We start from the raw sequence: 12241 nt of genomic DNA on the forward strand, positions 1-12241 counted from the left end.
TATTGAATGAATTGAGTTAGTCACATGAGAGCTTTTGTTGTAAGGGCCCGCGCCGCTTCTACGGATAAACAGACTTTTTTAGCCTCTGTTGGGCAAGAAGCCCACACCGAAATTTTGGCCCACGTACTCATGAACGCTATTTTTACCGCGCAGTCGCATCGTGATGACGTGGTGGTCTACTTAGTGCTGGAAAGTACGCAAGATTTCTCGCGGACTTTATGCTTTGAGTCGAGCCAGTTGCACAATATCGGTGGCTTTCACGAGCAAGCCTTGCTGACCAAAATAGGCCACGCCTTAGACGTTTCTATGGGTATGGGCAAAGAGCAAACCCGAGAGGTCGAGCAAGGACTCACGGTTGAAACGATCAGTTTTGAAAAGTTGGTGCAGCGCCTTTCGGATAGTTACCATTTGTATTTACTGGATAAAAAAGGCGAAAGTGTCCGTGAGCATCAATTTTCTGACGACAGCTGCTTTTTGCTTACTGACCACATCCCGATGCCGAAAAAAAGTTGGAACAGTTTAAAGCGCCTTAATACACAGAAAATCAGCCTTGGGCCTCGAATGCTGTTTGCCTCGCAGTGCATTGTGCTGATCCAGAATGAGTTAGATATTCGCGGTCTTTAAAAAGTCTTTTTCAAACTCATTTTTACTTTTTTTATCTGTGCTTCTTTATCAATTGGGCTGTGCTGATCGGAGTGTAAAAATCGATCCGCATAGTCTTGATAAATCTCTTTTTCTAAAAAGAGTAAGTAAAGCTTCGGATCTATATGGCCTGTGGTGGCCATGGTGGTCATGATCGCGATCGATTCACTGAGCGTTTTGGCCTTTTTATAGGGGCGATCGCTGGAGGTCAGTGCTTCAAACACATCGGCTATCGCCATCACTCGAGCGGGGATCGAAAGCTGCTCTTCACTTAAACCTCTTGGATAACCCGCGCCATCCATTCGTTCATGGTGGCTTCCCGCAATATCAGGAACGTTTTTCATATGTTCAGGATAAGGTAGCCGCTTGAGCATCATGATGGTTTGCACAATGTGATCATTAATCATAAAGCGTTCTTCGTTGGTGAGCGTGCCACGGCGAATGGACAAATTATAGAGCTCACCTCGGTTATAACGCAGTTCTCCCGGTTGTAAAATAAAGTTTTCTTGCCACAGATCTTGTGGACGGCAACCGTTCACCCAGTGCAACTGGTGTACGGGTTTATCATCAAGCAGGCGCTCCATAGTGGGCAATGGTTTTGACTCTCCTGCACGTTGGTTCTCTATCCAAGAAGTACCGAGTTGATCATCTAAGGTGCGTTTCCACTCTCTTTGCGCAATTCGCTCTAAGCGGGAAAGGTCATCATCGCTCATAAACTCACTGCCAATATTACATTGCGCGACGAAAGCAAATTCCTCATCGAGGATTTGTTGGTTCGTCAGCAACTGCTGTTTGAGATCTGGCTCGTTCTTGCCCTGCGCAACACCTTGCCAGTAGTCCGTTTCAGCTTGACATTTGAGCAGCTCAAAACGCATTCTAATTTCGTGAATTCTGTCGTAGATCGTTTCTAATTTGGTTGCTTTATCAATCACATATTCAGGCGTGGTCACTTTTCCACAATCATGCAACCAAGCGGCGAGAGTGAGCTCTTCCCACTCTTCATTGGTCATGGAAAATTGTGGGAAATAGGTGCGATCGTTTTCCGCCGCTTTAGTGATCATTTTTGTTAATTCAGGAACTCGCTGACAATGGCCGCCCGTGTAAGGGGATTTGGTATCAATGGCTGAGGCAATCAATTCAATAAACGAGTTGAGCATCTCCTTTTGCCGTTGCATTTTGTCGATATTGTCTTTAGCGATTTCGGCAAAACTGAGTAGCTCTCGTAAAAATGCATGTTTGTCTTGCTGATCGGGAGTGATGGCCCGTTCGTAGCCTAGGTTTAATACGCCAACCAACTGCTTGTCTCGGTTGAGCAGTGGGAAAAGATAAAGATCAGAATTATACAGCTCATCTTTATGCTTACGCATCGAATTATCGGTTTTAGATAAGTGAACCGTTTGGCCTTTACGCAGTTCAGAAAGTAGCCACGGCATCTCTTGAGACAACTGATTGATATCAAGCTTAAAGGGAATGATGGCGTGGTTTGCTGCGGTGATAAATTGGTTATTTTCGTTGGCATAAGTGTAGAGCAAAATAGTTTCAGCTCGAGTGATCAAATAGCTTTGATGGGTAATCGTTTTGGCTAACACACCGAATTCTTGGTTGCTGGCGGTTTCGCGTAATAGTCGCAGCAAGTCGTGCAGTGTATGTTCCATGAGCTCTATCGATTGGGTTAAATTGGCAACTTCGCGGATCCGGCTTTTTGGGTAGCGTGTCTTTTTAAATTCAAAGCGCGTGATGTTGTCGGTCAATTGCACTAGGTTACCTAAAGGGCTGGCGAGCCTTTGCGCCACAAAACCAACCACTGCAAAAGCGATAGCGAGCATGATTAACGCGACAAAAATCTGCTGATCTCGCATCGAGAGCAAATCTGCGATCAAATCGTCTTGCGGTACCGCTTCTGCCAGCAACAAGCGTACATTGTCGTTTAAAAGTACCGGCGTTAACGTCACCGACCACGTTGTGCCATTCATATTGACCGTTTCATACAAAGTTTGGCTGCTGACCCGATTCAATATTGGTGCAAAAGTACTTTGCTGCAGCTGCTGTGCAATCTGTGAGGGGTCTTGTTGTAGCTCGAACTTAGTATTGTGTTGGGCGAGTGGTCTAAATTGATTATCGAACAAAATGAGCTGAGCACTGTCAGAAAAACCCATCGTACTCATCTGTTTTGACAGTGAGTCAAGCGTGAAATCAGCGCCAAGAACACTCTTTCCATCGGCCGATCTACGTGACAGTGTGACGCCGCTCGTTTGTAGGAAGAAAAAGAAATAAGGTTCCGTTAAGCGTATCGCGCCATCTTGACTTGCCGAGGTAAACCAAGGACGCACGCGAGGATCAAATTTATTATTGTTATCTTGTTTGTCGAGCAGGCTTTCAAGGTTCTGGTCTAAATAGATAAAGCGGTTAGTGCCATCAACTTGAGTGTAATGGGCCAATAGCTGAGCTTGCGCGGGGGCATCAAAACGCTGTTTGGCTTTATCAAAGCTCAGCGAGCGAAATGTAGTACAAGCTCCGGCTTCGTCACAATAATAGAGCGCGACCAACTGTGGATTACGTTGGAAGGTCAGCCAAACGGTGGCGAGTTGGCGTGGGTCCGAGATGACTTTATCCGGTTGATCAATTACGTTACTAAAAGCTAAAAAATCGAGCGTAGTCAAGATAGGTGCGGCACTTTGTTTAAATGCTGATTCCAGTTTTTTGCTGTTTTCGCTACTTAATCCTTGTGCACTTACCGTCAGTAGTTGCTGACTATGGTGATAACTTATGCCAATCAATACAATGCCGATCACCATGGCGAGCACTAAAAAGAGACTCGTAATGTGAATGCTCAGTGAGTAACGACGTCGTTTCATAACCAACTCCGAATTGGATGACATTGCTAAGTATTGTTCAATGTGGGTAAGTTGCAAAAAACCATTTCACATCGGTGTGTTTTCATCCGGTCAGAAAGTGTCGATATGGTGAATATATCGCCCTTAGATTGAAGTGCCATCAGCGAGGCTGTTACACTGAAGCATCGCTGTTGGAATGGAATAATTAAAATGAATCTTGTCGTTGATACTCATACTCACACTTATGCAAGTGGTCACGCTTACAGCACGCTTATTGAAAACGCGCGTTCAGCTAAAGAAAATGGATTGGCAATGTTTTGCACAACCGATCATGCGCAGTCGATGCCTGGAGCGCCGCATTATTGGTTCTTCTCCAATCAACGTATTTTGCCGCGCTTTTTAGACGGTGTTGCCATTATCCGAGGCATTGAGTCCAACATCATGAATCGTGCTGGCGAGATTGATGTTCACCCTTCTGTTGACCAAAACTTAGATTGGGTGATCGCCAGTTTTCATGAGCCCGTATTTCAGCCTGCCGATAAAGCAGCGCATACCGAAGCGTTGATCAATGTGATTAAAGGTGGACGAGTGGATGCGCTAGGGCACTTAGGTAACCCTAATTTCGATTTTGATTTTGATGAGGTGATCGCCTGCGCCGCCCAGCATCACGTTGCGATAGAAATTAATAACAGCACCTTAAAAGGACACAGCAGGGTAGGGAGTGTCGATCGCTGTTATGAAATTGCTAAGGTGGCGAAAGCACATGGTGCTTATGTTACCACTGGCAGCGATGCCCATTTTTGTCAAGATATCGGCCAACTTCAACTGGCCAGTGAACTGCTTGAGAACGTTGGTATTGCTGCTGAGAAAGTGATTACGCACAGTGTCGAGCAGTTTCTGGCCTTTTTAGCACTGCGCGGGCGAAAAGCGATCGCAGAATATCAAACACTATAAGCCGTAAAGAGGTCATAAAAAATGACAAAAATTTGTCCCTCTTTTATCTTGAGATCCATTAAACTTGGCACTTCTTGCCAGAATAAAAAGAAATAATTATGAAAAAAATAATGATACTAACAGCTTGCGCATTATTTGCGGCTAGCGTGTCGGCGGCTAATGTTGACTTAAAACAGAACATGAAACAAATGAAGCTTGAATTTAAACAAGCGGCAGAAGCGACCAGCGTTGAAACAATGCAAGCACCCATTGAGAGATTAAGTCAGGTGGTTGAAGAGTCAAAACGAGGAAATTATCCACCGGAGAAGCAAGATCTCTATTTAGAAGGGTTTAATAAGCTTTCAGTGGCATTAGACAAAATCGAAGTGGATCTTGAGCAAGGAAATTTAGAGCAAGCTCAACAAACGCTGCGGACGGTAGACGAACTGCGTGTTGAATACCACGAGCAGCGTAACCCAAGTATCTGGAAGCGCTTATTTGGTTAATCAGCTTTGTGGCCCCCTCACGATAACGTTGGATTGGTTATAACGTTCAATGGTTCGTGGGGTGGTCACTGCTTGAAAACTGAGCTTGTAAGAAAGGCAGCAGTAGTAAGCCGATCACAGCGGCGCAAACAGAAATGGTGACAAAAAAACCTCGCCATTCGAATTGCTCGACAATAATGGCTAACGGGTAACCGGCGAGCGCTGCGCCCATATACGCAAATAACCCCACAAACCCAGTTGCTGCGCCAGCCGAATCTTTGTGAGAACACTCCGCGGCGGCCATACCAATTAACATTTGTGGGCCAAAGACAAAAAAGCCAATCGTAAAAAAGCCAGCGGCTTGGAATACAAACCCCGTTAACGGCATCAGCCACAGCGCTGCCACCGAAAGAAAAATGCCCATTGAAAAAATCAGGTTCATTGGCCCACGGTTGCCGCCAAACAGTTTGTCTGAACCCCAGCCTGCGACTAACGATCCAATAAACCCACCGACTTCAAACAGCGAAAGCGCGCCATTAGCCGTGATCAAATCATAGCCTTGTTGCTCGGTAAGGTAGATATTTCCCCAATCATTGATGGCAGTACGCACTATGTAGACCAGTACATAGCTCAAGGCGAGTAACCAAATGTACTTATTTCCTAACACATATGTGTGCAAGATCTGTTTAGTGCTAAGGCCGAGGCCTTCATTTTCTTGCGCCAGTTCAAGGGCGTCATTACGCCATTGACCAACGCTGGGTAAACCTTGGGTCATTGGTTTATCACGCAATCGCCAACATAAGAAAACCCCGCCAATAACGGCTAAACAGCCCGGTACAATAAAACCTTCGCGCCAACTAAAATGGAAAGTGAGAAAGCCAACCAGTAATGGGATCAACGCGCCACCCACGTTATGAGCGGTATTCCATAACGCCCACCAAAAACCACGTTCAGAGCGCGAATACCAAGTTGTCAGGAGTTTAGAGCAAGAAGGCCATCCCCAACCTTGGAACCAAGCATTGAGCACCCAGAGTAAGATGAACATACTGATTGAGCTTGAAAAACCAAACAGAATATTGATAAAACCCGTTGCCATTAACCCTAGGCCCATAAAATAGCGCGGGTTGGAGCGGTCCGACAAAATCCCAGACAGAAATTTTGAGATACCATAGGTGATGTAAAACAACGTGCCCATGATGCCAATATCACTCTTATCTAAACCGAGGTCAGCAATCATCGCGGGCATGGCGTAATTCAAACTTTTACGCGTGAAGTAGAAAAGCGCATAACCGACATACATCGCCATCATGATGTGAAAGCGCCAATAACGGTACTGCTGGTTAACCTCCTGCGCTGATGCAAGAAGCGGTTGCGGTGGTTGAGAGCGTAGAAAATTTATCATAGTGCTTTATATTCCACGATTATAAGTGGGGCAGTGTGACGGTAAGCTGAGTGCCATTCTCGCTTAGATCGTGGTTGGTTGTTGTAGACTGACAGTGGCTAATAATCTGAAAGTGGCCACCCAATGCCTCGACTCGCTCACGCATCCCCCGTAAACCAAAGCCGTTCAGCTGCGCTTGTGCTTTGAAACCGATGCCATCATCGTGAATGCGCAGTGTGACATCACTTGTCAACGAAAACTCAATCACAATGTGGCTAGCTTTCGCGTATTTTAAGGCGTTATTGAGCGCCTCTTGGCACAATCGATAAAGGGTCACCTTGGTGGCATCACTTAACTTTTGCAGTTGAGTGGTTGAGTTCCCCGTCCAAACCACTTGGGTTTGAATGCCGTGCGTCTCAAATTCAAGGTCACGCAGCAGTTGATCCAGTGCTTCGACTAGGCCTAAATCATCTAAGGTTTTAGGGCGTAAACGGGTTAGCAAACTTTTAGTTGTGTCGTAAACATTTAAAGAGAGAGATTCAATGGTTTTAGCACAATTGCTGGTGACGGGCTGAGATTCGACGCGTTGAATAATGCTGGCTTGAGTACGGATAGCGGTAATGTTTTGACCGATCTCATCGTGCAACTCGCGAGCAATATCGCGCCGAACGGATTCTTCAGCTTTGACTAATTGGCGGGACAAATTTTGGTTACGATCAAGCTGTTGGCGCAGCTTGGTGTTGAGATCTCTTTGTCGCTGCACACCCATTCCCAGCAAAATGCCAGTTAAACTTTGTGCTGAAAGAGAGAGCAGGAGATCAGTGACTTCCATATTAGAGACACCACTACGAGCCGCGATCAATGCAATGCTATTGAGCAGAGTGCCGAGCAATGCACCTTGCCAGCCGTAGCGAAAAGCGAGCAAAATGATCGGGATGGCTAAACAAAATGGCGCAAAACGCCGAAGCTCATCAGGTAAACCAATTTGCAGCGCAATGCTTAAAATAAATAGTAAAGAGTAGAGTAAGACGTGACGCGTGCGAAATTCGATATGACGAGAGACTAAGTTCGCCGTCAGTGGAACCCAAGTGCTTTGGAAAAGATAATTCCATATCAAATAGCAGCTTGGCACAATCATTAAGCCAGCTGTGATGCTGACTAACATCACCATTGACGCGGCATGGCCGTGGTAGGTGGTGGCCAGCGTATTAATGATAGCGCTGGCGAGGATCAACCCGCCCATCACAATAAAGCGACGCCACTGACTTCCGTGGTAGTAGCGCTGGGCGAGCAGGTTTAAGGGCAGCGTTGCGATACTGGCGGCGAGTACGGTCAGCCATTGAGGTTGTTCCATTAGCATGGCGAGCGCAATCGTCAGCCACCATTCTGCACCATAAATCGCGGGCCAGTAACGTTGTGGACTGTGCAGCGCAGTGCCTAAACGCAGAGCAAAAGGAAAGAAGAAGATCGCCAGTTCCGGATCGTTGACAAAATAGTAGGCGATAACCCACAAGCAAAACCAACTGCAAGAGAGTAGAAACCAAGCGCAGAGTGACGTAATAAAATAGCGTGGCATTAGAATGAGTCAGAAAAATATTTCGCTAAGGCCACGTTATTGCTCACACCTAACTTATCCATGGCATTGGCGCGATGGACATGAATGGTTTTGTGGCTAAGTCCAAGCTCATTGGCGACCGCTTTCACATCCAGCCCGGCAGCCAGCATTTCACTGATTTGCCGCTCACGTTTGGTCAACTGTGCTAATAGCTTTACCTCGCGCTTGGGAGAGGTGAGTTTAAGCGCAATATCGGGTGTTAAGTAGCAACCACCGTGGGCGCTGGTTCGTACGGCTTGGATGAGTTCATCGGGGCTACAACGTTTACTTAAGTAGCCTCTTGCTCCAGCCTCCAAGGCTTTTTCGACCATGGCCGCGGAATCGTGAACGCTCAGCATAATGCATGCTATCCCAGAGGGGAGATCTTGAAGCAGCGACAGCCCGCTTTCATCAGGCATTGAAATATCAAGAATACAGACGTTTGCCCCCGTGCCGGGAAGCCCTGCGCGCGCTTCGGCCGCCGAGCTAAATTGGCCGACCACTTGAATGTCGTCTTCAAGGTTCATGAGTTGGGCAAAGCCTGAACGTACCACGATATGGTCATCCACTAGTGCTACTTTGATCATCACAATCCCCGCTGTTTATATTGCCTGAGTAAAAAGGGAGCTTAAACTAACGCCACAGAGACAATTAAACAAGCAATATATCCCTTTGCTATGGATGCCATTGTAGAGGAGTCTAGCGCGTCAAAAAGGAAGGGGTGGCACAATAAAACGCGACACACTCATAAAAGAGAATATCGCGTTTGATTTTGCTGGGAGCTAAGCGGCAGCTGCGGCCAGCTTTAGCCTTTTCTCATGGCGGATCTTACGCTCTTCTGCGATCGCGACAAGAATCAGCAGTACGATACAGATCATCGCTGAAGTGTCGAGCGCAGCAAAGGTGCCCTTCCAGCCAGTGAGGCCAAAAATCGGTGTACCGTCGGCGATCATACCTAGGCCAAGTTTGGCAAAACTATCACCAATTAAGTAAGCAAAGGTGCCTTTAACGCCATCTGCGACACTGATCGCTTTTTTCGGCACAAAGCCAACCGCAGCAACACCAATCAGTAATTGTGGGCCAAAAACAAGGAAACCTAGCACAAACAGTGACCCGAGATACATAAACTCGCTGGTGGCGTGCTGATAGAATTCGAGCGCAACAATGATGAGTCCCAGAGAGACACAGGCGACCAAAGCTCGGCGGCCATTAGCAAGATCGGACAGATAACCCCACATTAAAGTGCCGACTAATGCGCCCACTTCAAAGAGAGTGAAGCCTGAAATGGCCGCTTCTTTTGACAAACCAAGTTCTTGATAGGCATACACAGTAGACCACTGGTCGATGCCGATACGCACGATGTAGAGGAAGATGTTGGCAAAGCAGAGTAACCAAATCACTTTGTTTTTCAAAATGTATTCAACAAAGATCTCACGTTTGGTCATTTGGTTTTCTTCCGCAGCAATATCTTCCTCACTGACCGCTTCATCAAACAACTCTTCGACCGTACCTAAACCGTATGCTTCAGGAGAGTCACTACCGTAACGCAAACCAATGAAACCCACCACTAATGCGATGATTGATGGGAACACAAACATGCCCACAACGTGACCATTAAAGAGATAGTTTGCACCAAACAGTGCTACGCCTGCCGCACCTGCGCCGCCGACATTGTGCGACATATTCCATAAACCTAAGTAGGTGCCGCGTTTATTTTTGGGCGTCCATTTGGTGATAGTGGAGTAGCTTGATGGCCCACCAGTACTTTGGAAAAAACCGCTTAGCGCATAAAAAGCAACCATTAGGAAAATGCTGACGCTTGAACCGCCCATGCTCATGCTAAATCCAAGCATTGCAATACCAGAAAGGATCAGCATAAAAGGTAGGAACTGTTTCGTGTTCTTGCCATCGGCGTAGTAAGAGACCACTGTCTTACCAATCCCGTAAGTGATGGAGAAACCAAGACCAATCAGCCCTAGCTGTGTCATCGACAAGCCGTAGGTTGAAATCATATCGTTTTGTGCAACGTTGAAGTTTTTGCGCACTAAATACATCGCCATGTAGCCAATAAACACCACAAGGTATGATTGTAAAAATGGTTTGAACCACATTTTACGGCGTTCTGCTGCGGGGAGATCGAGGGTCGGTAGCCGAACCTGTTGCAAAAGTTTTAGCATGTGAAATCCTTAGAAAATCACGTCAAAGAAATCTCTGCTGTCAGTCAATTCACACCAGAGTCGAATGGCTAGCAACCGTCTGGCTGCATTATAGAGTGATTGTAAAAATCGGCTTGGCGATTGACTTGAGGGCATGGCCTAACTGAGTTAGGAATATTTCCTAGTTTGGGTGGATTGATAGACAAAGCGTGAATGGAGTCACATTGATATGCATCTTGAAACGTCGTCTTTAAGCTAACGATTTGTAGCGAACTTGAGGGTATTTGTTAAGTTTTTAGCGCTGCCGCACTGTTATTTTTATCATTGCGTTATAGAGTGTCGACAAGAAAAAATTGAGTGTTGCTATGATTCGCCTAAACCGTTTTAACAGAATAATGTTGCTCACCAGCGCGCTCAGTTGGGTGTTGGTGTCGCTTATGCCTGTAATAAACGCGCATGGCAATATGGCGGGGGTTTGGGCCACACTGTGCACCATTAATGGTTTTGAGCTGGTTCAAATTGAAGAGGGAGAAGTACAGACACAGCATACGAAACCCTGTCCCTTTGCTCATTTCTCCACCTTTCATCAAGATTCACTTTCAACGACACCTTTACTGACACGACTGAACTTGTTTGTTTCAGACAGCTACACTTTTTTGGCTCTAAGTGTACGATTTGAAAAACAAGTTCCTCGTGCGCCACCATTATTTAATCTGTTGTACTGGCGTTAGAAAATAGCCTTGATTCCTTCCACTATTCACTATTCACTATTCAGAATAAAGCTCTAACGGTAAACCATCTGGGTCGGCGAAAAATGTGTATTCGCGACCAGTGAACTCATCAACGCGGATGGGCTCGACGATGACGCCTTTTTCCTCTAAATACGCTTTGACTTCACTGACACTGTCCACCACAAACGCTAAATGTCGTAGCCCTTGAGCTTCAGGGAAGCTTGGTCTTGGTGGTGTATTTGGAAATGAGAACAGTTCAATTTGTCCGCCATCGGGCAAAGCAAGATCCAGCTTGTATGAATCGCGAGCGGCGCGGTAATTTTCAGCAATAACAGGCAGCCCTAAGATCTGAGTATAAAACGCTTTGGAACGTGCGTAGTCTGAACAAATAATTGCCGCGTGGTGGATTCGTTTTAGCATGATTACCCTTTATTTGTTGAGTTGGCTGACCAAATGTTCAGTGACGTAATCAATGAACACCCGCAACCTTGCTGGCATGTACTTGGTTTGCGGATATTGCATGGCAATCGAGCCGTAGTAATTACTTTTGATCGTCCAATCGGCTAATAGCCGGACGACGCTGCCTTCAACGAGCGCTTGCTGAATGACAAAATCATGGAAGATGCCGATACCTAAGCCATTTTTCACGCCGTTCAAACGCATTTGTGAGTGGTTTACTGCATAGCGGCCTGAGACGGCCACTGTATGGAACTCATCTTCTTTATGAAAATCCCAGAGATGGTCACGCTCGGTTTCGGCAAGATACAAGCAGTCGTGATCCGTTAATTCGATAGGGTGGATTGGCGTGCCTCTGGCCGCTATATATTCTGGGCTGGCGCACAACACTAAGTGGGTTTTGCCAATTTCACGCAGTACCAAGTTTTCATCTGGCTTATCAGTCAGTTTAAACGCCACATCAATATTGTGTTTGAATAAATCGATCGCACCATCTGCAGCTCTCAGCTTAAGTTGAATTTCAGGGTATTGAGTTAGAAAAGGAAGCACAAGGGGTTGCAGAACTGAGTTCAAAAATGCTTCAGGTGCCGCAACAGTGAGTGCGCCTGCAGGTTCGGTGTGGTCAGAGGTTGAAAGCTCAACCGCTTGCTGCGCAGCGTTGACCATCAACAGACTTTGATCATAAACGCGCTTTCCTGCCTGAGTGATTAAGAGTTGGCGCGTGGTTCGCTCAAATAACTTCACTGATAGCGCTTGTTCTAAACGGGTAATCAATTTACTTAATGCCGAAGGTGTTACCCCCAGCTTTTGAGCGGCTGCCGTAAAGCTACCTTCATTGACGACGAGAATGAAAGCCGCTAAATCAGGCAGCAGGGCGATAAGACGATGCGTGATCATAATTGTATTTGTGCCTGAAGTTCACGAATGGTTTTCCATGTCATGGGATAATAGTCGTAAATGGGATCAACTAAAATACCATTAAGCGATTTTACAGTGTAAATGAAGGATCTATTTTCGTTTAGGCTGCCC

At 46.2% G+C, this 12241-nt stretch carries 11 protein-coding genes; 4 read left to right on the forward strand and 7 right to left on the reverse strand.

What is annotated here, in order from left to right:
• Nucleotides 1–24 precede the first annotated feature (24 nt).
• The gene (trmY, locus tag N5E84_RS17750; RefSeq protein WP_019281867.1) at nt 25–624 is read left to right on the forward strand and encodes a tRNA (pseudouridine(54)-N(1))-methyltransferase TrmY; all 600 of its coding nucleotides are present in this window, start codon (nt 25–27) and stop codon (nt 622–624) included.
• On the opposite strand, the gene N5E84_RS17755 is transcribed toward trmY, so the two are convergent.
• Nucleotides 621–3497, reverse strand: a complete 2877-nt coding sequence (locus N5E84_RS17755) for an HD domain-containing phosphohydrolase (protein WP_069212030.1) — start codon at nt 3495–3497, stop codon at nt 621–623. The two genes, trmY and N5E84_RS17755, sit on opposite strands and share 4 nt — an antisense overlap.
• 189 nt (nt 3498–3686) lie before the next feature.
• On the opposite strand from N5E84_RS17755, the gene N5E84_RS17760 reads away from it, so the two are divergent.
• Entirely contained in the window at nt 3687–4430 is a 744-nt protein-coding gene (locus N5E84_RS17760; protein WP_013868021.1) for a phosphatase, read from the forward strand.
• Nucleotides 4431–4528: 98 nt separating this feature from the next.
• Nucleotides 4529–4915: a cytochrome b562 gene (locus tag N5E84_RS17765; RefSeq protein ID WP_019281866.1), complete on the forward strand. Its 387-nt coding sequence runs from the start codon at nt 4529–4531 to the stop codon at nt 4913–4915.
• A 46-nt stretch (nt 4916–4961) separates the two neighbouring features.
• Here N5E84_RS17765 and N5E84_RS17770 read toward each other — a convergent pair whose 3' ends face one another.
• The 4 genes from N5E84_RS17770 to uhpT all read right to left on the reverse strand — a co-directional run bounded on the left by N5E84_RS17770 (nt 4962) and on the right by uhpT (nt 10046).
• Entirely contained in the window at nt 4962–6296 is a 1335-nt protein-coding gene (locus N5E84_RS17770; protein ID WP_019281865.1) for an MFS transporter, read from the reverse strand.
• 19 nt (nt 6297–6315) lie between these two features.
• Nucleotides 6316–7851: a signal transduction histidine-protein kinase/phosphatase UhpB gene (uhpB, locus tag N5E84_RS17775; RefSeq protein ID WP_069212029.1), complete on the reverse strand. Its 1536-nt coding sequence runs from the start codon at nt 7849–7851 to the stop codon at nt 6316–6318.
• Nucleotides 7851–8456, reverse strand: coding sequence for a transcriptional regulator UhpA (gene uhpA, locus N5E84_RS17780; RefSeq protein WP_029388141.1), 606 nt, complete (start codon nt 8454–8456; stop codon nt 7851–7853). The genes uhpB and uhpA overlap by 1 nt, the downstream gene beginning before the upstream one ends.
• Before the next feature lie 195 nt (nt 8457–8651).
• The gene (gene uhpT / locus N5E84_RS17785; RefSeq protein WP_069212028.1) at nt 8652–10046 is read right to left on the reverse strand and encodes a hexose-6-phosphate:phosphate antiporter; all 1395 of its coding nucleotides are present in this window, start codon (nt 10044–10046) and stop codon (nt 8652–8654) included.
• Nucleotides 10047–10390: 344 nt separating this feature from the next.
• Here uhpT and N5E84_RS17790 point away from each other — a divergent pair, with 344 nt between their 5' ends.
• Nucleotides 10391–10756, forward strand: a complete 366-nt coding sequence (locus N5E84_RS17790) for a hypothetical protein (RefSeq protein ID WP_019281863.1) — start codon at nt 10391–10393, stop codon at nt 10754–10756.
• A 36-nt stretch (nt 10757–10792) separates the two neighbouring features.
• On the opposite strand, the gene N5E84_RS17795 is transcribed toward N5E84_RS17790, so the two are convergent.
• Both N5E84_RS17795 and N5E84_RS17800 read right to left on the reverse strand, forming a co-directional pair.
• Nucleotides 10793–11176: a VOC family protein gene (locus N5E84_RS17795; protein WP_017046047.1), complete on the reverse strand. Its 384-nt coding sequence runs from the start codon at nt 11174–11176 to the stop codon at nt 10793–10795.
• Nucleotides 11177–11185: 9 nt separating this feature from the next.
• Nucleotides 11186–12109, reverse strand: a complete 924-nt coding sequence (locus N5E84_RS17800) for a LysR family transcriptional regulator (protein WP_017046048.1) — start codon at nt 12107–12109, stop codon at nt 11186–11188.
• Nucleotides 12110–12241 lie beyond the last annotated feature (132 nt).

It is taken from the genome of Vibrio sp. J502, from assembly GCF_025397955.1.
Lineage (GTDB): Bacteria > Pseudomonadota > Gammaproteobacteria > Enterobacterales > Vibrionaceae > Vibrio > Vibrio anguillarum.

Bases quoted from the DNA above. Each gene is read 5' to 3' on its own strand.
- trmY (WP_019281867.1), top strand. From the start codon at position 25: ATGAGAGCTTTTGTTGTAAGGGCCCGCGCCGCTTCTACGGATAAACAG.
- N5E84_RS17755 (WP_069212030.1), bottom strand. From the start codon at position 3,497: ATGAAACGACGTCGTTACTCACTGAGCATTCACATTACGAGTCTCTTT.
- N5E84_RS17760 (WP_013868021.1), top strand. From the start codon at position 3,687: ATGAATCTTGTCGTTGATACTCATACTCACACTTATGCAAGTGGTCAC.
- N5E84_RS17765 (WP_019281866.1), top strand. From the start codon at position 4,529: ATGAAAAAAATAATGATACTAACAGCTTGCGCATTATTTGCGGCTAGC.
- N5E84_RS17770 (WP_019281865.1), bottom strand. From the start codon at position 6,296: ATGATAAATTTTCTACGCTCTCAACCACCGCAACCGCTTCTTGCATCA.
- uhpB (WP_069212029.1), bottom strand. From the start codon at position 7,851: ATGCCACGCTATTTTATTACGTCACTCTGCGCTTGGTTTCTACTCTCT.
- uhpA (WP_029388141.1), bottom strand. From the start codon at position 8,456: ATGATCAAAGTAGCACTAGTGGATGACCATATCGTGGTACGTTCAGGC.
- uhpT (WP_069212028.1), bottom strand. From the start codon at position 10,046: ATGCTAAAACTTTTGCAACAGGTTCGGCTACCGACCCTCGATCTCCCC.
- N5E84_RS17790 (WP_019281863.1), top strand. From the start codon at position 10,391: ATGATTCGCCTAAACCGTTTTAACAGAATAATGTTGCTCACCAGCGCG.
- N5E84_RS17795 (WP_017046047.1), bottom strand. From the start codon at position 11,176: ATGCTAAAACGAATCCACCACGCGGCAATTATTTGTTCAGACTACGCA.
- N5E84_RS17800 (WP_017046048.1), bottom strand. From the start codon at position 12,109: ATGATCACGCATCGTCTTATCGCCCTGCTGCCTGATTTAGCGGCTTTC.